This is a genomic window from Paludibacterium sp. B53371 (genome assembly GCF_018802765.1).
GTDB lineage: Bacteria > Pseudomonadota > Gammaproteobacteria > Burkholderiales > Chromobacteriaceae > Paludibacterium.
This window is the reverse complement of record NZ_CP069163.1, coordinates 803,000-821,008: the sequence shown is the minus strand read 5'-3', so window position 1 is coordinate 821,008 and position 18,009 is coordinate 803,000. Positions and strand designations below refer to the sequence as shown.

Annotated in this window: 13 protein-coding genes; 3 read left to right on the top strand and 10 right to left on the bottom strand. The window is 61.2% G+C overall.

Annotated features, from left to right (window positions below; translation table 11 throughout):
- Positions 1-160: 160 nt before the first annotated feature.
- Together JNO51_RS03900 and JNO51_RS17495 are read left to right on the top strand one after the other, a co-directional pair.
- Entirely contained in the window at positions 161-1,609 is a 1,449-nt protein-coding gene (locus JNO51_RS03900) for a glycoside hydrolase family 1 protein (protein WP_215781604.1), read from the top strand.
- A 144-nt stretch (positions 1,610-1,753) separates the two neighbouring features.
- Positions 1,754-4,624 carry an HD domain-containing phosphohydrolase gene (locus JNO51_RS17495; protein WP_215781602.1) on the top strand — a complete coding sequence of 957 codons (2,871 nt, stop codon included), beginning with the start codon at positions 1,754-1,756 and terminating at the stop codon, positions 4,622-4,624.
- An 86-nt stretch (positions 4,625-4,710) separates the two neighbouring features.
- Here JNO51_RS17495 and arcC read toward each other — a convergent pair whose 3' ends face one another.
- From arcC to gluQRS, 4 genes are all read right to left on the bottom strand, one after another.
- Positions 4,711-5,658, bottom strand: coding sequence for a carbamate kinase (gene arcC / locus JNO51_RS03890; protein ID WP_215781599.1), 948 nt, complete (start codon positions 5,656-5,658; stop codon positions 4,711-4,713).
- An 85-nt stretch (positions 5,659-5,743) separates the two neighbouring features.
- On the bottom strand, positions 5,744-6,748 hold the full coding sequence (locus JNO51_RS03885) for an ornithine carbamoyltransferase (RefSeq protein WP_215778195.1): 1,005 nt from the start codon (positions 6,746-6,748) through the stop codon (positions 5,744-5,746).
- A gap of 98 nt (positions 6,749-6,846) precedes the next feature.
- The gene (locus tag JNO51_RS03880) at positions 6,847-8,079 is read right to left on the bottom strand and encodes an arginine deiminase (protein WP_215781597.1); all 1,233 of its coding nucleotides are present in this window, start codon (positions 8,077-8,079) and stop codon (positions 6,847-6,849) included.
- A 431-nt stretch (positions 8,080-8,510) separates the two neighbouring features.
- Positions 8,511-9,431 carry a tRNA glutamyl-Q(34) synthetase GluQRS gene (gene gluQRS, locus JNO51_RS03875; protein ID WP_215781594.1) on the bottom strand — a complete coding sequence of 307 codons (921 nt, stop codon included), beginning with the start codon at positions 9,429-9,431 and terminating at the stop codon, positions 8,511-8,513.
- A 46-nt stretch (positions 9,432-9,477) separates the two neighbouring features.
- Here gluQRS and fdxA point away from each other — a divergent pair, with 46 nt between their 5' ends.
- Positions 9,478-9,801 (top strand): ferredoxin FdxA, encoded by a 324-nt coding sequence (fdxA, locus tag JNO51_RS03870; RefSeq protein ID WP_215781592.1) that lies wholly within the window; start codon positions 9,478-9,480, stop codon positions 9,799-9,801.
- A gap of 74 nt (positions 9,802-9,875) precedes the next feature.
- On the opposite strand, the gene cheD is transcribed toward fdxA, so the two are convergent.
- The 6 genes from cheD to JNO51_RS03840 form a co-directional block, all read right to left on the bottom strand.
- Entirely contained in the window at positions 9,876-10,475 is a 600-nt protein-coding gene (cheD, locus tag JNO51_RS03865; RefSeq protein WP_215781590.1) for a chemoreceptor glutamine deamidase CheD, read from the bottom strand.
- A 5-nt stretch (positions 10,476-10,480) separates the two neighbouring features.
- The gene (locus JNO51_RS03860; protein WP_252346181.1) at positions 10,481-11,536 is read right to left on the bottom strand and encodes a chemotaxis response regulator protein-glutamate methylesterase; all 1,056 of its coding nucleotides are present in this window, start codon (positions 11,534-11,536) and stop codon (positions 10,481-10,483) included.
- Positions 11,537-11,542: 6 nt separating this feature from the next.
- Entirely contained in the window at positions 11,543-12,370 is an 828-nt protein-coding gene (locus JNO51_RS03855; RefSeq protein ID WP_215781586.1) for a CheR family methyltransferase, read from the bottom strand.
- A gap of 78 nt (positions 12,371-12,448) precedes the next feature.
- Positions 12,449-15,256, bottom strand: a complete 2,808-nt coding sequence (locus JNO51_RS17530; protein ID WP_215781584.1) for a methyl-accepting chemotaxis protein — start codon at positions 15,254-15,256, stop codon at positions 12,449-12,451.
- Positions 15,249-15,776 carry a chemotaxis protein CheW gene (locus tag JNO51_RS03845; protein WP_252346180.1) on the bottom strand — a complete coding sequence of 176 codons (528 nt, stop codon included), beginning with the start codon at positions 15,774-15,776 and terminating at the stop codon, positions 15,249-15,251. The genes JNO51_RS17530 and JNO51_RS03845 overlap by 8 nt, the downstream gene beginning before the upstream one ends.
- Positions 15,777-15,800: 24 nt before the next feature.
- Positions 15,801-17,927: a chemotaxis protein CheW gene (locus JNO51_RS03840; protein ID WP_252346179.1), complete on the bottom strand. Its 2,127-nt coding sequence runs from the start codon at positions 17,925-17,927 to the stop codon at positions 15,801-15,803.
- Positions 17,928-18,009: the final 82 nt, after the last annotated feature.

The following is an 18,009-nucleotide window of genomic DNA, read 5'->3' as shown; positions in this document are numbered from 1 at the left end:
CGTCGCCGGGGAATGAGGCGCAGAAACAGACATGAGCATCCTGAGTGATTGCTTTGCCGACATCTTAGCGCATTTCAATCATGCAAACGTTGTCATTTTTATTGACAACGTTTGCAAAAGCAAAAATACTGATCAAAACAGCGTAACCAGGAGTCAGCACATGCATCATCGTCAATGGCAGCCTTTCCCGAGCGATTTCCTCTGGGGTGCCGCCTCGGCAGCCTATCAGATCGAGGGCGGGTGGCAGGCAGACGGCAAGGGGCCGTCGGTATGGGATGTGTTCAGCAAGCAGCCGGGGCGGACCTTCAAGGGCAGCAACGGTGATGTGGCGGTCGATCATTACCATCGCTATGCCGAAGATGTCGCCCTGATGGCCGAGATGGGGCTGAAGGCGTATCGCTTCTCGATCAGCTGGCCACGCATTTTCCCGCAGGGCCGGGGCGAGCCGAACGAAGGCGGTCTGGCTTTCTATGAGCGGCTGATCGATGCCTTGCTGGCACACGGGATCGAGCCGGTGGTGACGCTGTATCACTGGGATGCCCCGCAATGTCTGATGGATGAGTATGGGGCCTGGGAGTCGCGGCGCATTGTCGACGACTTTGATCATTACTGCCGCACCCTGTTCCAGCGTTTCGGCCACAAGGTGCGCACCTGGATCACGCTCAACGAGCAGAACATCGACACCATCCGCAGCTACCTGCTGGCCAAGCACCCGCCCGCCGTGCAGGACCGTCGTCGCTTCTATCAGGCCAATCATCACGCCTTCCTGGCCAATGCGCGCGCCATCCGTTCTTTCCGCGAGCTGGTGCCGCAGGGTCGCATCGGGCCGACGTTCAGCTATTGCCCGGCGTATGCCGCCAGCAGCCAGCCTGCCGACATCATCGCGGCAGAGAGTGCCGAAGAGTTCAATAATCACTGGTGGCTGGATGTGTATGTCACCGGGCAATATCCGCGCTCAGCCTGGCGCTGGCTGGAGGCCCAGGGCGAGGCGCCGCAGACAGAGGCCGGCGATGCCGAGCTGCTGGCCAGTGCCCGGCCGGATTTCCTCGGCATCAATTACTATTTCTCGCAAACCTTCGAAGACAACGGACTGGACGGTGTCGGTGCCGCCGACTTCAATACCAGTGGCCAGAAAGGCAGTACGCCGGACAGCGGCGTTCCCGGCTTGTTCAAGACCGTGGCCAACCCGCATCTGCCGACGTCCAACTGGGACTGGGCGATTGATCCGGATGGTCTGCGCATTACCCTGCGCCGGGTCACCAGCCGCTACCGGCTGCCGATCCTGATTACCGAAAACGGCCTGGGCGAGTTCGATACCCTGACCGATGACGGCAAGGTGCATGACGACTACCGCATTGATTTCCTGCGCCGTCATCTGCTCGCCTGCCAGCAGGCCATCAGCGACGGCACCGAGCTGCTCGGCTACTGCGCCTGGTCGTTTACCGATCTGCTCAGCTGGCTCAACGGTTATCAGAAGCGTTACGGCTTCGTGTACATCAACCGTGACGAGACCGACCCGCGCGATCTGGCGCGCATCCGCAAGGACAGCTTCTTCTGGTATCAGCGCGTGATCCGCGCCAACGGCAGCCAGGGGTTGCTGGCCGACTGATCCAGCCTGCCCCCCGGGTGGTTTGCCGCCCCCCGGCCATCTGGCCCGGGGGCGGTATTATTTCTTGCCATTCCTGCCGATGCTGACTATCAGGTATGAATAACAATCCATAATCGCCAAACGCCTGTGCAGGGAGCGCGAGCCATGGCCGAATCCCATCCTCCCGCGGATCATCCCTTCATCGTCGGCAGCTCGGTCAGGGTCCTGCTGTGTCTGCTGATTGCCGGCCTGGTACTGCTCACCGCCATACCGCTGATGCTGTTTTATTACCAGCAATTGCAACAGCAGCAGCTCATTGCACAAAACCGCCTGTTCCGGCAAAGCGTGCATGCGGTCAGCCAGGAGGTCAGTCAGGCCGGAAGCCGGGCGGAAACGGCAGTCGCGCTGCTCGCCAGCCTGCCGACACCAGCACCGGCACAAGCCGCCCAGCAGATCGGACTGTTCATTGCCAGTCTGCAGAACAATCCTGACTTGCAGGCCGTATTCTGTGGTCAGCAGGATGGCGCTTTCTTGCTGGTGCGCCGCCTGGACGGCGCCATCCGCCAGCGCTTTGCCCATGCCCCGCCCGGTACCCGCTGGCTGCTGCAGCAGATTCCGCCTCACGCCGCCGGTCCGGCCCGGCAGCAGTTCCAGTTCCTGAATCACGAGGGACGGGCGCTCGCCGCCCCTTTCTATGTCATCCGGTCCTACCACCCGGCGCAGCGGCCCTGGTTTCAAATGGCTCAGACAGCGACCGGCGTGGTGCACACCGGCCTGTATCGCTTTGCCACCACCGAGGAACTGGGCATCACCCATGCGCGCCGCAGCCATGACGGCAAGGTGATCTACGGTGTCGACACCCAGCTCTCGCGGCTGCACAGCTTGCTGCTGCAACAGCGGCCCAGCCCGCATGCCCGGCTGATCTTGCTGGATGCCCAGCGCAATCTGCTGGTCGGCACGACACAGGATGCCCGCCTGGCAGACGCCGCGCTGCAGGCCTGGCAGCAGCAGTCCCCTCAGTCGCTGTCGGCGACCTGGCAGGCAGAAAATGAAAGCTGGCGGGTGGCCCTGAGTCAGGTGGCCAGTCAGGGCGCCGCCCCCTTGCAATTGCTGATGCTGGTACCGGAGCACGAGGTATTTGCCGAAGGGGTGGCCATCAGCCGCGATGCAGTGCGCATTCCCCTTCTGCTTCTGCTGGTACTGTTGCCGCTGGGCTGGCTGCTGGCCAACTGGATCAGCCGGCCGATTCAGCATCTGGTGGAAACCACGCTGCGCATCCAGGCCATGGATTTCGATACCCCGCCACTGCAACGCACGCCGGTACGGGAGATGAACGCCCTCATGACGGCGACCGAATCGATGAAGATCACCATCCGCGACTTCATTGGTCTGAGCCGGCAAATCGTCGCCGAAACCGAGACCGGGCAATTGATGCAAATGTTGCTGCAAACCACCCGGCAGGCGATGGACGCCGAGCGGGCCGCCATCTGGTTGCGGCAGGACGATCAGCTCGTGCCCAGTTGCGGACAGACACAGCAGGCGGAGACCCTGGCCATCGGCACTCTGCCGGTGGACGATGCCCTGCTGGCGGCACTGAGCGGCACGGGTGGCGAGGCGGCCATGCTGAGTGTCCGCACGGCATGGCTCCCGCAGGGTATGCAGGCGCTGTGTCCCGGACAGACAGCCCGCCTGACGGTGTTTGTCTTGCGGCTGGAGAATCAGGCGATGAACGGACTGCTGGTGCTGGCGGATCCGGCACAGGGACCCATTGCACCGAACTGGGGCCGCCTGAACTACCTGAAAGCGCTGGTCAGCTTTGCTGCCATCGCCCTGCACAACCGGCAACTGGCCAACTCGCTGCAGACGCTGATGAATGCGCTGGTCGAGCTGATTGCCAGTGCGATTGATACCAAATCGCCTTATACCGGCGGACACTGCAAGCGTGTGCCGCACATTGCCCAGGCGCTGGCAGAGGCGGCGGAGCAATGCCGCCACGGCAGCCTGGCGGATTTCAGCATGCGTGAAGAGGATCGCCAGGCCCTCTTTTTCGCCAGCTGGCTGCATGATTGCGGCAAGGTCACCACGCCGGAATACATCGTCGACAAGGCCACCAAACTGGAAACCCTCTACAACCGCATCCACGAAATCCGCATGCGCTTCGAGGTCCTCAAACGCGATGCCGACATTCGTTACTGGCAGGGCCTGTGTGCGGGCGGCGACCCTCATTTACTGCAGCAGCAACGGACCGAGGCGCACTCACAGCTGGATGCGGATTTTGCCTTTGTCGCGCACTGCAATATCGGCAGTGAAGCCATGTCCGATGCGGATCTGGCGCGCCTGCAGCAGATCGCCGAGCGGCGCTGGCAGCGCACACTCAGCGACCGTCTGGGGCTGGGGCACCTCGAATCGCAACATGTGGCACAAACAGCGGCTGCATCCTTGCCGGTCGAGGAGAAGCTGCTCGACGACAAGGCGATTCACCGCTATCCCTGGCCGGCGGACAGCCGGCAGGAGGATCTGCGCTGGGGCTTTACCCTGCAGCGACCGGCCTGGCGCGCCAATCTCGGCGAGTACTACAACCTGTCCATCCGGCGCGGCACGCTCAACGAAGAGGAGCGTTACAAGATCAACGAGCACATCATGGAGACCATCAAGATGCTCGGCACGCTGCCGTTGCCGGCGCACCTGCAGCAGGTGCCGGAAATTGCCGGCGGTCATCATGAGCGGATCGACGGCAAGGGCTATCCGCGCGGGTTGAAGGGTGCGCAGATGAGCGTACTGGCACGGGTCATGGCGATTGCGGATGTGTTTGAGGCGCTCACCGCCTCGGACCGGCCCTATAAAGAAGCCAAGCCGATGAGCGAGGTGTTGAAAATCATGGTGCAAATGGCCTGCGGCGGGCATCTGGACGTCGCGCTGCTGCGGGTCTTCCTGCAAGACGATATCTGGCGCAGCTACGCCGAACAATTCATGGCGGCCGGGCTGCAGGACGTGGTGTCAGCCGCGCCCTATCTGGCGATGCTGCCGGACAACTGACGTCTCGGGGGCAATCAAACAGAAACGGGGCCATCGGCCCCGTTTTCTTGTCACCGTGTCACGCGCGCGGCGTGACAATCAGGCGATCAGTACCATTCGATCCCGGCCTTTTCGGTCGAGATGATGGTGCCGGCCTTGCCTTCGACGATCATTTCGATGTCTTCCAGCGCGCCGATCACGGCACGCTTGCCGGTCAGACGGGCAAATTCGCAAGCCGCTTCGACCTTCGGGCCCATGGAGCCGGCCGCAAAGCCCAGCTTGTCCATTTCGTCCGGGTGAGCCATGCGGATGGCCTTGGCTTCCGGGGTACCCCAGCCAACGAACACGCTCTTCACGTCGGTGGCGATCACGAAGTAATCGGCTTCGACTTCACGCGCCAGCAGGGAGGAGGACAGGTCCTTGTCGATGACGGCTTCGACACCACCCAGGCGCTTGCCGCTGGCATCGTACATGGTCGGGATGCCGCCACCGCCGGCAGCGATCACCACGGTGCCCTTTTCCATCATCCACTTGATCGGACGCATTTCGAAAATGCGCTTCGGCTTCGGGCTCGGTACCACACGACGGTAGTACTCGCCATCGGCCTTGACGGTCCAGCCCTTTTCGGCGGCCATCTTTTCAGCGTCTTCCTTGGTGTAGACCGGGCCGACGAACTTGGTCGGGTTCTTGAATGCCGGGTCATTGGCATCGACTTCGGTCTGACACAGGATGGTGGCCAGCGGCACTTCGAACGGCAGCTCGTTACCCAGCTCTTGTTCGATCATGTAGCCGATCATGCCTTCGGTCTGGGCGCCCAGCACGTCCAGCGGGTACGGGGTCACCTTGCCGTCAACGTGACGGGCATAGGCATCATTCTGCAGACCCAGCAGGCCAACTTGCGGGCCGTTACCGTGAGCCACGACCAGTTGGTGCTTGTTGGCGACGGTCGCCAGTTGCTTGGCGGCGATCTTGACGTTGTTGCGCTGGTTTTCGGCGGTCATCACTTCACCGCGGCGTTGCAGGGCGTTACCACCCAGAGCTACGACTACTCGCATGTTGCTTACCTCAAAACTTGTTTCATTCGTCAATAGAGGGCGTCGTCACGATGGGCACGACGCCCGGTCCGACCATTACGGCAGATCAGTCACCCAGGGTGGCGACCAGGATCGCCTTGATGGTGTGCATGCGGTTTTCAGCTTGTTCGAACTGCAGGGCCATCGGCGACTCGAAGACGTCTTCGGTCACTTCCACGCCGTCCAGACCGAAGGTCTCGAAGACCCACTGACCGATCTTGGTTTCCTTGTTGTGGTACGCCGGCAGGCAGTGCATGAACTTCACGTTCGGGTTGCCGCTGGCCTTCATCAGCGCCATGTTGACCTGATACGGCTTCAGCAGGTCGATACGTTCCTTCCAGGCCGATTCCGGCTCGCCCATCGACACCCAGACGTCGGTGTGAACGAAGTCGGTACCCTTCACGGCTTCGACCGGATCTTCGGTCAGCGTGATGCGGGCGCCGGTTTCAGCGGCGATCTTCTTGCACTCGGCAACCAGTTCGTCGGTCGGCCACAGGTGCTTCGGCGCACCGATGCGTACGTGCATACCCAGTTTGCAACCGATCACCAGCAGCGAGTTACCCATGTTGTTGCGGGCGTCACCCATGTAGGTGTAGCTGATCTGGGACAGCGGCTTGTCGCTGTTTTCCCACATGGTCAGCACGTCGGCCAGCATCTGGGTCGGGTGGAATTCGTCGGTCAGACCGTTGTACACCGGCACACCAGCGTAGGCAGCCAGTTCCTTCTCAACCATTTCCTGGCTGAAGCCACGGTATTCGATGGCATCGTACATGCGGCCCAGAACGCGGGCGGTATCCTTCATCGATTCCTTGTGACCGATCTGCGAGCCGGACGGGCCGAGGTAGGTCACGTGCGCGCCCTGGTCATAGCAGGCCACTTCGAACGCACAGCGGGTACGGGTCGAGGTCTTTTCGAAGATCAGAGCGACATTTTTGCCCTTCAGGTGCTGCTGCTCGGTGCCGTTGTACTTGGCACGCTTCAGATCACGGGCCAGGTCCAGCATGTAGCGGATTTCACGCGGGGTGAAGTCCAGCATCTTCAGAAAATGACGGTTGCGCAGATTGAAAGCCATGTCTAACTCCTGATGAATAAGGGGTTACTGCCAGAAAATGAATTACCGTTAAACGGGTATTATTGGCGCCCGTCCGCAACAGGCCGGGCGCCGTCAGATCAGATCGATACAGCGTCGCGGATCAGCGGGCAGGTCATGCAGTGACCACCACCACGGCCACGGCCCAGTTCGGCGGCCGGGATCTCGATCACTTCCACACCATGCTCGCGCATCAGGCGGTTGGTATAGGTATTGCGGTCGTAAGCCACCACCACGCGGCGGTCCAGGGCCACGACGTTATTGCCGTCATCCCACTGTTCGCGTTCGCGCTGGTAGGCATCACCACCGGTCTGAATCATGTTGATTTCCTTCAGACCCAGGGCTTCGCGCACCACTTCGGTCAGGTGCTTGCCTTCGTGACGTTCGAAGCGGACTTCGCCTTCCTTGTCGCCCTGGTACATGCTGGTGCAGGTGATCTCGTCGACCACGTCCGGGAAGACCGACAGCAGGTCGATGTCGAGGAAGCTGAACACGGTATCCAGGTGCATGGCGGCACGGGTCTTCGGCATTTCACAGGCGATGACGCGGGTCGCGCCGCCTTCCTTGCCCAGAATGTTGCGGGCCACTTGTACCACAGCCTGCGGGCTGGTGCGTTCGCCCATGCCGATCAGGACCACGCCGTTGCCGATCGGCATCACGTCGCCGCCTTCCAGGGTGGCCAGGCCATAATCCTTGTCGCTGTCACCCCACCATACCTTCACCTTGCCGGCGAAGTACGGGTGGAACTGGTAAACCGCCTGCTGCAGCAGGGTTTCCTGGCGGCGAGCCGGCCAGTACATCGGGTTCAGGGTGACGCCTTCGTACATCCAGCAGCTCGGGTCGCGCTGGAACAGAATGTTCGGCACAGCCGGCAGCACGAAATCGGAGTGTTCCAGATAGCCACCGAACAGGCCCTTGGCGTCGAACGGCAGTTCGAACTTGGCGATACCGCCAATCATGTGTTCGGCCAGCTGGAAGGCCGGCATTTCATCCAGCCAGGCACGCAGGTCACCCAGCATGCCGATGCCGACGTTATCGGCCTTGATCTTGCGATCCAGTACCCAGGCACGACCGGCCTTGTCTTCCAGCACCTTGGCCAGCGCTTCGGTCAGCTCGATGACATGCACGCCGCGAGCGCGCATTTGTTCCACCATGTAGTCGTGGTCTTTCTGCGCGCGTTCTACCCAGATCACATCATCAAACAACATGCTGTCACAGTTGCCCGGGGTCAAACGCTTGTGAGCCAGGCCAGGACGGGCAACCATCACGCTATGGAGCTTGCCGCATTCAGAGTGGACACCAAACTTGGTCATCTTGCTTCCTTCAATATCGCCATCATTGTGAAATTGTTCGCAACCGCTACGGTCGCAACGACTGCGCATGGCTCATCGGCAACGGCTCAAGCCGGTCATCCAGACCAGATTGAACCCGTTTGATACGCGGAAAGGCGAAACCCGATTTGCCGCATGTGCCGCAGACACGGCACACGAGTGGAAACTGATTCAGGAGCCCTGATTCTCAGCCTCGAACCTGCCATCAATAACAAGAATTAGAATATTCTAAAACTCTTGAATATTAACATTCCGATTTGCTGAGCTGCAATCATAGTAAGGACATGGCATTCGGGCAAAGAAGATTGATGTAATAATTGATAAAGGTCAACTTATCTATATTGCGTTTTATTGACAAAGTTTCTTGCAAGCGGTATTAGGCGAAAATTCACGTCGCATTAACGCAAGTGGGTTTATATCCACGACATATTCACATCAAAAACCGGACCTTTTGGCACATTCTCCAGACACCAGTGATTGTGGGCCCATGACCACAGCTCGGAGAGCGAAATCAGTCCGGCCGGCGGGCGATGACCCAGCCGGGTCAGTGCCAGGGCCAGCTCATCCAGTGCGGCATCGGCACTGATTGAGGGTGCCAGCGTCTGTTTCGATAACTTCTCGCCCGCCGCATTGACCAGCAGCGGCAGATGGCAATATCCCGGCGTCGTCAGGCCCAGCCGCTGTTGCAGCCAGATCTGGCGCGGGGTCGACACCAGCAGATCCGCTCCGCGCACCACGTCGGTGACGCCCTGATCGGCATCATCCACGACCACGGCCAGTTGATAGGCCCAGTAACCATCGGCCCGCAGCAGGACGAAGTCACCGATGTCACGCGGCAGGTTCTGGGCATAGCGACCTTGCAGACGATCGCCAAAGGCCTGCTCGCCGGCGAGGTCAACCCGCAGACGCCAGGCCAGGCCTGGCTGCGGTTTCAGTTGCAGCGCACGGCAGGTACCGGGATACACGACCCCGTCGAGCCCTCTGGCGGCCACCGCCTGGATCTCGCGTCGCGAACAGCGGCAGGCATAGGCCAGATCCTGATTGATCAGGGCGTCGAGTGCGGCACGATACCGCTCATGGCGCCGGCTTTGATAGACCACCTCGCCATCCCAGGCGAACCCCAGACGCGCCAGCGTGCGCAGGATTTCGTCAGCGGCACCGGGCACCATGCGCGGAGTATCGAGATCTTCGATGCGCACCAGCCAGCGCCCGCCCCGGGTCCTGGCCTCCAGATAACTGCCGACCGCGGTCATCAGGGAACCGGCATGCAGCAAGCCGGTCGGACTGGGCGCAAAACGCCCACAATAAGTGTGGGAATCGCAAATGGACGACATCGATTAAAATGACACTCTGAATCAGTCAATAAAAAGGGATTTTCCAATGGCCTACGTTGTAACGGATGCCTGTATCAAATGCAAATACACCGACTGCGTGGATGTCTGCCCGGTCGACTGCTTCCACGAAGGGCCGAATTTTCTCGCCATCGATCCGGATGAATGCATCGACTGCACGCTGTGCGTCGCCGAATGCCCGGTGGAAGCCATTTATGCCGAAGATGATATTCCGGCCGGCCAGCAGGTCTTTGTTTCGCTGAATGCGGAACTGGCAAAAAAATGGCCGCTGATTATACAGAAAAAAGATCCGTTGCCGGATCATGAGCAATGGGCAGCCGTCAAAGGCAAACTCGACCAGCTGGAAAAATAATCACCCGGGGGTCAGGTCTTGCATTTTGCGTCCGGACGCAAAATGCAAGACCTGACCCCGTCTTAATCGCCGTCTTAATCGAACAGGTCGATGCTGCCGCTCTGGCTTTCTTCCTGCACGATGCTGTCGCGGTATTGCTTTTCGCGTACGGCCAGTTTGGCCACTTTCTCGGTGTTCAGGCGGCGGATCATCACTTTGCCGCTATCGGTGAAGAAGTAGACTTTGCGCGCGGTTTCGCCCAGCAGGTCGCTGGCGACGATGGGGATGCGCTCCAGGTCGAGGTAGCTGCGCACGAAGGCGGCATTGAGTTCGCCGACGTTGACGACATTCATGCCGTCCAGCACTTTGCCGGCACCAAAGACCTTGGCTTGCAGCCGGTCGCGCCGGGCGCCGCGTTTTTGCATGTCGGTAATCAGCAGCTCCATGGCCTGAATGCCGAAGCGCGAGGACAGGCTGTCGGCGGCGGACACGCTGCGGCTTTCCGGCAGCATGAAGTGATTCATGCCGCAGACACCGGACGCCGGGTCTCGCAGACAGGCAGCGACACAGGATCCGAGCACGGTCACCAGCAGGCGGTCATCCTGGGTGGCGACATAATCGCCGGGCAACAGCTTGATCGCCGGCAGCCGGAACTGCTGGTCGAAGTAGTCTAGGCCGTGCCCGTTATGGGACATGACGCTCACCCGATCCGCAATTGTTCCAGCACCCTGGGTGCCAGACGGTCCAGAGGGCAGATCTCGTCCACCCCGCCGACTGCCACCGCCTCTTTCGGCATGCCGTAAACAATGCTGCTGGCCTCGTCCTGCGCCAGGGTATAGGCCCCGGCCTGGTGCATGGCCAGCATGCCGCGGGCACCATCCTTGCCCATGCCGGTCATGATCACGGCCACGGCGTCGCGCCCTACCCGCTCGGCGGCCGAATCAAACAGGACATCCACCGCCGGGCGATGACGGTTGACCGGTTCGCTCTGGTCAAGGCCGATATACCAGCCGGACTGCCGCCGGCAGATACGCATGTGCGAATGGCCCGGGGCGATATAGGCGGTGTTGCGGCATACGGCCTCGCCGTCTTCGGCTTCCTTGACGTGCATGGCGCAAAGCGTGTCGAGTCGATTGGCGAATGAAAACGTAAAGTTCTCGGGCATGTGCTGCACGATCAGGATCGGCGGACACTCGCCGGGCATACCTCCGAGAAAAGTGCGGATGGCTTCGGTCCCGCCGGTCGAGGCCCCAACGAATACCAGCTTGTTCGGATTCAGCCGCATGGGTCTGCCTGCCACGGGGGGCGCCGGCGCAACGGGGGGCCGGGTCGGCAGGCGCTTGCGTGCCGCGGCGGCCATACGGATTTTCTCGCGGATCTCTTCGGCGTAGGCCTGCATGCCGGCATTGACATTGGTGCTCGGTTTGGGGATGAAATCCACCGCGCCCAGTTCGAGGGCGGTCAGTGCGGTTTCCGAACCCTGCTGTGTCAGCGTGGAGATCATCAGTACCGGTGTGGGGCGCAGGCGCATCAGGCGCCGCAGGAATTCGATGCCGTCCATGCGCGGCATTTCGACATCGAGGGTAATCACATCGGGGTCGGTTTCACGGATGCGTTCGCGCGCCACCAGCGGATCGGCGGCCGTCGCCACCACCTCCATGTCGGGCGCACCATCGATGATGCTGGTCAGCAGGCTGCGGATCAGGGCCGAGTCATCGACCACCACTACCCGGATCTTGTTCACAGAAGGCGACATAGGCGTCTACCCGGCCTTGCGGTACGTCGTTCTGCCGCAGGGCGTAAAAATATCGGTAATCAGTTGAATATTCTCCGAATGCCCGAGGAAGAGCAGGGCATGCGGCTGCATGTGTTCGGCCAGATGATGCAGGATGTTGCGCTGTGTCTCGCTGTCGAAATAGATCAGCACATTGCGACAAAACACGGCATCAAACAGCCCGATGTCCGGCCAGCGTTCGGCAATCAGATTGAGCTGGGCAAATTCGATCACTGCGCGCAACGCCGGTTTGATGCGCACCTTGCCTTCGTTGCTGCCCTTGCCGCGCAGGAAGTGTGTCTTGAGCTGTCGCTCTTTCAACAGGGCGATGCGCTCCTCCGGATACACCCCGTTGGCTGCCGTCTTGAGCACGTTGGTATCGATGTCGGTGGCCAGCAATTCAAAGCGGCACGGCACTTTGGGCCGGGTTTCGGCCAGGGTCATGGCGGCCGAATAAGCCTCTTCGCCCGTTGACGAGGCCGAGCTCCACACACGGTAGACCTCTCGTTCGGCGTGGTGGCTGTAATGTTTGGCCAGCATCTCGAAGTGATGCGGCTCGCGAAAGAAAGCGGTCAGATTGGTGGTCAGGGCATTGATGAATGACTGCCATTCGGGGTGTGCCGGATCGGCGGACAGGACATCGAGATAGACGCTGAAGCGCTTTTCCCCCATGGCACGAACCCGGCGGGCCAGGCGGGCATAGGCCATATCGCTTTTGGCATCGGACAAGGAGATACCGGCATGGCGGTAGACCATGTCACGCACGCGGCGGAAGTCCGCCGCGGTAAAGGTCAGGTCACGATCATCAATCGACATGGCATTCCCGCTGCACGCTGCAAAGAAGACCGGGGGTGAAGGCTCTTGCTGGCCACGCCCCCCGGATCTCCGCCCCCATCAGAATTCTTCCCACTCCCCTTCGCCCTCACGTGTCGCCGACACCTGGGCAATGCGTGGCGCCGGGGTAGCGGCCGCATGGCTTTCCGGCTTGGGCAGTACCCTCTCTCCGGCCGGCGCCCGGCCGATCTGGGCCACCGAGGCCGGCTTGACCGGGGTCGCCACCGGCTTGACGACCTGTGCCGGGGCATCGCGGCGGACGCTCTTGTCACCCTCTTTCAACTTGAACAAGGCGACGGCCTCGGCCAGGTTGCGCGCCTGCTCTTCCAGCGATTCGGCGGCTGCCGCGGCCTCTTCCACCAATGCCGCGTTTTTCTGGGTGTTTTCGTCCATCTGCGTGACGGCCAGATTCACCTGTTCGATGCCGGAGCTCTGCTCGACCGAGGCGGCCGAGATTTCGCTCATGATGTCGGTGACACGGGTAATCGCCGAGACGATTTCCTGCATGGTACGACCGGCCTCATCCACCAGCCGCGAACCGGACTCGACTTTTTCCACCGAGTCGCCGATCAGGCCCTTGATTTCCTTGGCGGCACCGGCAGAACGCTGGGCCAGGTTGCGCACCTCGCTGGCCACCACGGCAAAGCCGCGGCCCTGCTCGCCGGCGCGCGCAGCTTCCACCGCCGCGTTGAGGGCCAGGATATTGGTCTGGAAGGCAATGCCGTCGATGACGCTGATGATGTCGACGATCTTGCGGGCGCTTTCGTTGATCTCGCTCATGGTCGACACCACCTGACCGACGACCTGGCCTCCGCGCGATGCGATGTCGGACGAGCCGATGGCCAGTTGATTGGCTTTCTTGGCATTGTCGGCGTTCTGACGCACGGTACTGGTGATCTCTTCCATGCTGGAAGCGGTTTCTTCCAGGCTGGCTGCCTGCTGTTCGGTACGGCTGGACAGGTTGGCGTTACCGGCGGCAATTTCGCGCGAGGCGGTATTGATCGAGTCGGTCGACTCCTTGATGTTGGTGACGATTTCGCGCAGGCGCTCGACCGTGGTGTTGGTATCTTGCTTGAGGGTACCAAACAGGCCCTGATAGTCGCTGTGGATGGTATGGGTCAGATCGCCCTTGGCGACGGCACTCAGCACGTTGGCAATATCCTGCAGGCCATTACTGGTGACATCCAGCAGCGAGTTGAGCGCTTCACCCAGCATCTTGAAGAAGCCTTCCTTGCCCTCCATGCGCACGCGGTGTTCAAAGTCACCCCGCGAGGCGGCGCTGACAATCGCCGAGACCTCTTCCTCCACCTGCACTTCCAGGGTGCGGTCGCGCCATTCCACCGCGGTCCCGAGGCGATCGCCACCGGCGGTGAAGACCGGGCTGGCGGCCAGCGAGAAGGTCCGGCCACCAACCTTGATCTGGGTGCGGTGGGTACCGCGCAGGTTGGCCAGCATGTCGCGCTGATGCGAAGGCGTCTTGTGGAAGCCGTCAAACGAGCGCCCGAGCAGGCCGCGTGCTTCGAAATTCGGCAGGTCCTTGCGGATGTCCGACTCGGCGTTCTGCATCAGTTCCTGCACACTGCGGTTCATATAGATGATGTTGCCGTTGGGGTCGGCAATCATCACGCTGGTGCTGACATTGTCCAGGGCGCTGCGGATACGGGCATTTTCTTCCGACAGCTTGCGCTCTTCGGCCAGACGCTCCTGTTCGCGCTCCTGCATTGCCAGTTCGGCGGTCTTGTCCTGCCACTCGACCGTGGTGCCGAGTACGGCACCGCTCTTGCCAAATACCGGCGTGGCACTGATGGTCAGGGTCCGTCCGCCGATCTTGATGGTGCCGTTGTGGGTCTGGCGCAGGTCCTTGATCAGACGTTGCTGGTGTGACGGATTGCGGTGGAAGGTATCCATGCTGCTGCCAAGAATGTTGTTGGCACTGAAGCTGGGGATTTCCTTGCGGATATCGGCCTCGGCAGCGCGGAACAGGTTGAGTACCGCTTCATTCATATAGATGATGCGGTTGCTGGCATCGGCGATCATCACATTGGTGCCGGCCGCATCCAGCGCCTTGCGTACGCGGATGTTCTCGATGGCTTGCTGCGCCGCCTTGCTCATATAGGCAAACAGGCTGCTGTCATCGCCCTTTTTCAGGTTCAGCGTGGTGGTGACCTCACCTTCGGCCAGTTCCTCCATCAGCTTGCGGGCTTCTGCCGGCTCGCCGCCCAGCTCGCTCATCAGCGAACGGGAGATCAGCCAGCCGGCAATGATGGCCAGCAGCAGCGTCACGCCCGCCGATATCATCAGCACCCATTCCGTACGGCTCGCCTGACTGGAAGACTGGTTGGCCAGTTGCTGGGACTGATCCTGCTCCAGCTTGATCAGCTTGTTGACCTGATCCATGTAGACCAACTGAGTATTCCGCATCTGGCTGAGCAGGAACTTGCGTGCTTCCTCTTTTTTGCCTTCCTTGAACAGCTGGATAAAAGTCGCATAGTCGTTGCGATAGCCGGTGCGCGATGTCTGCGCCTCCTGCTGTAGCTGCATGCTTTCCGCGCTGCCGGGCGTGTTGGTCAGGACCTCAAAGGCAGCCGTCACCTCCCGGCTGGATGCTTCGGCCTGCTTGATCTGCCCGTCGATCATGTCCTGACTGTCGGCCAGCAACATGGTCCGGACAGAGCGGGCATGCGCATTGACCGCATCGATAATATCGTTGGCGGCCTTGGCCCGGGGCACGTGAACCGACGACGTTTCTTCGACGCTGGCCCGCAAGCTGCTGATCTGAGAAACGGCGATCCCCATACTGGCTGCGATCACCACAATCACCAGACCGAAGCCGAGCGTCAGCCGGTGCTTTACTTTCATGCTAGCCATTTGACACACCTCCCAGTTGTTGGCCGCTTTGGGCATGACGCTCGACTTCCATCAAGCTCATTTCCGCGCTACTCATCAATCGTTCGATATCCATCACAATCACCATGCTGTCGCCGACCGGCGTCAGGCCTTCGATATAGGCGGTGTCGACAGCGGCACCGAATTCCGGCGCCGGTCGGATGGCCTCCGGCTTGAGCTGGATCACGTCCGACACGCCGTCGACCACGATGCCGACCGTGCGTGACAGCACGTTGAGAATGATCACCACGGTGAAGGGGGTGTAACTGGCGTCGCCCAGGTCGAATTTGAGTCGCATGTCGACAATCGGCACGATGCTGCCGCGCAGATTGACTACCCCCTTGATAAAGTTCGGCGCACCGGCGATGCGCGTCACGGACTCATAGCCACGGATTTCCTGCACCTTGAGGATGTCGATGGCGTATTGTTCGGCGCCGAGTGTGAATACCAGCAGTTCTCTGGCTGCCGCCAGCGCCGGATCTTCCATATCGGTTTGTGTCATGTTCCCGTTCCCCCTGATAAGGCCTTATTCGGTACTCGCCAGATTCATGCTCAGCGCCTGGGCGGCTTTCTGATTGCGGCGCACGATGGTGGTGACGTCCAGAATCAGCGCCACATGCCCGTCGCCCATGATGGTGGCCCCGGACAGGCCTTCGACTTTGTGGTAATTGGTTTCCAGGTTCTTCACCACGAACTGCTGCTGGCCGATCAGGTCATCGACCAGCAGCGCCACCCGGGTGTCGTCGCTCTCGACGATGATCAGGATGGCCTCGGTCGGTTCATGGCGGGCATCGGGCACATGGAACATCTTGCCCAGCGCCACGATCGGCAGGTATTCGCCGCGCACATTGACCACCCTGCCGCGGCCGGACACGGTGCGCACGTCCTGGGGCTGCGGCTGCAGGGATTCGAGAATGAAGGACAGCGGCAGGATGTAGGTCTCCTGACCGATGCGCACCGACATGCCGTCCATGATGGCCAGGGTCAGCGGCAGATGGATGCCGATGGTGGTGCCGTAGTCGCGCAGGGATTCAATCTCCACCCGGCCGCCGAGGGTCTGGATGTTGCGCTTGACCACGTCCATGCCGACACCGCGACCGGAGACATCGGTGATCTGCGCCGCCGTGGAAAAGCCCGGCTCGAAGATCAGGTTCCAGACTTCCACATCGCTCATGCTGTCGGACACGGCCATGCCGCGTTCACGGGCCTTGGCCAGGATGCGTTCGCGATCGAGGCCGGCGCCGTCATCGGTGACTTCGATGACGATGCTGCCCCCCTGATGGAAGGCGCGCAGGGTCAACTGCCCCTGAGGCGACTTGCCCTTGCGGATGCGTTCTTCCGGTGACTCGATGCCGTGATCGAGGCTGTTGCGCACCAGGTGGGTCAGCGGGTCGGCCAGCTTCTCGATGAAGCTTTTGTCCAGTTCGGTGTTTTCGCCCACCATCTTCAGCTCGACTTGCTTGTCGAGTTTTTGCGCCATGTCGCGCACCACGCGCGGGAAGCGGTTGAAAACAAAGGCGACCGGCGTCATGCGGATCGACATCACGGCTTCCTGCAATTCGCGCGAGTTGCGCTGCAGCAGGTTGATGCCGTTGATCAGTCTTTCATGCTCGACCGAGTCCAGCGCATTGCCGGACTGCATCAGCATGGACTGGGTGATGACCAGTTCGCCGACCAGGTTGAGCAACAGATCCACTTTTTCGATATTGACGCGGATGGAGTTTTCCGCCGAGGCCGCGCTGCTGGCAGCTGGTGCCGCTCGTTCGCTGCGTTCGCCCGGTGTCGGAGGGTGGGGCGGCGCGGCGTGTGGTGAAGCCTGTGCCGGCTCGGCAGCCGGGGGCGGCGGGACGGGGTGGAACAGGCCGAAGCCCTCGTCCTCGATGGCTTCGTGCGGTGCATCGACCGGCGTGAACAGACCGAAGCCGTCCTCTTCCAGCATCACATCCGGGCTGGGCGCGGCCGGGGCACCCAGAAACAGGCCGAAGCCTTCGGTTTCTTCGGCACCGAGATCGCGCGTGACTCTGAACACCGACGGGTCCAGTGCAAAAGCCAGGGTTTCACAGACTTCGGGCAGGTCCATGGCGGAATGCAGCTTGAGTACCCAGGGCAGGGCCGGTTCGGCACTGCCCTGCTGCACGGTCTGCAACTCGCCGTGGCGGGAAAGGTCATCGATCAGCGCAGCGACATCCACGGATTCCAGCGGATCGATTTCGATGAACAGATCGTGCCATGCAGGCGGCGCGGGTGCTGCCTGCGGCGCGCTGACGACTTCCTGCTGCCCCTGACCGAGGGCGTCCAGGGTTTGCTTGACCTGCTCGACCTCCGCTTCTTCGACCGGCTCGCCGCCGCGGTGGCTGGCCAGCAGAGCGGCCAGTACATCCTTGGCATGCAGGAAGGCATCGACCATCGGCGCGGTCAGGTCCAGGGTCCCTTTGCGGATGCGGTCCAGCAGGTTTTCCAGTACATGGGTCAGTTCGGCCAGGTCGCTGAAGCCAAAGGTGGCGCTGCCGCCCTTGATGGAGTGTGCGGCACGGAAAATGGCGTTCAGGGCCTCCTGGTCCGGGGCATGGATGTCCAGTTCCAGCAACAGGGACTCCATCGACGCCAGGTGTTCGTCGGTCTCATCGAAAAACACTTGATGAAACTGCGTCATATCAATCGACACTTGATCCCCCTCCAGTAAGGCGCGACATCAAGACTTGCCCGCCGGTGCAGACGCCGCCGGCCGGGGTCGG

What these genes read in the sequence shown, in the direction of transcription:
- JNO51_RS03900 (WP_215781604.1), top strand. Translation starts at nt 161, where the DNA reads ATGCATCATCGTCAATGGCAGCCTTTCCCGAGCGATTTCCTCTGGGGT.
- JNO51_RS17495 (WP_215781602.1), top strand. Translation starts at nt 1,754, where the DNA reads ATGGCCGAATCCCATCCTCCCGCGGATCATCCCTTCATCGTCGGCAGC.
- arcC (WP_215781599.1), bottom strand. Translation starts at nt 5,658, where the DNA reads ATGCGAGTAGTCGTAGCTCTGGGTGGTAACGCCCTGCAACGCCGCGGT.
- JNO51_RS03885 (WP_215778195.1), bottom strand. Translation starts at nt 6,748, where the DNA reads ATGGCTTTCAATCTGCGCAACCGTCATTTTCTGAAGATGCTGGACTTC.
- JNO51_RS03880 (WP_215781597.1), bottom strand. Translation starts at nt 8,079, where the DNA reads ATGACCAAGTTTGGTGTCCACTCTGAATGCGGCAAGCTCCATAGCGTG.
- gluQRS (WP_215781594.1), bottom strand. Translation starts at nt 9,431, where the DNA reads ATGTCGTCCATTTGCGATTCCCACACTTATTGTGGGCGTTTTGCGCCC.
- fdxA (WP_215781592.1), top strand. Translation starts at nt 9,478, where the DNA reads ATGGCCTACGTTGTAACGGATGCCTGTATCAAATGCAAATACACCGAC.
- cheD (WP_215781590.1), bottom strand. Translation starts at nt 10,475, where the DNA reads ATGTCCCATAACGGGCACGGCCTAGACTACTTCGACCAGCAGTTCCGG.
- JNO51_RS03860 (WP_252346181.1), bottom strand. Translation starts at nt 11,536, where the DNA reads ATGTCGCCTTCTGTGAACAAGATCCGGGTAGTGGTGGTCGATGACTCG.
- JNO51_RS03855 (WP_215781586.1), bottom strand. Translation starts at nt 12,370, where the DNA reads ATGTCGATTGATGATCGTGACCTGACCTTTACCGCGGCGGACTTCCGC.
- JNO51_RS17530 (WP_215781584.1), bottom strand. Translation starts at nt 15,256, where the DNA reads ATGGCTAGCATGAAAGTAAAGCACCGGCTGACGCTCGGCTTCGGTCTG.
- JNO51_RS03845 (WP_252346180.1), bottom strand. Translation starts at nt 15,776, where the DNA reads ATGACACAAACCGATATGGAAGATCCGGCGCTGGCGGCAGCCAGAGAA.
- JNO51_RS03840 (WP_252346179.1), bottom strand. Translation starts at nt 17,927, where the DNA reads ATGACGCAGTTTCATCAAGTGTTTTTCGATGAGACCGACGAACACCTG.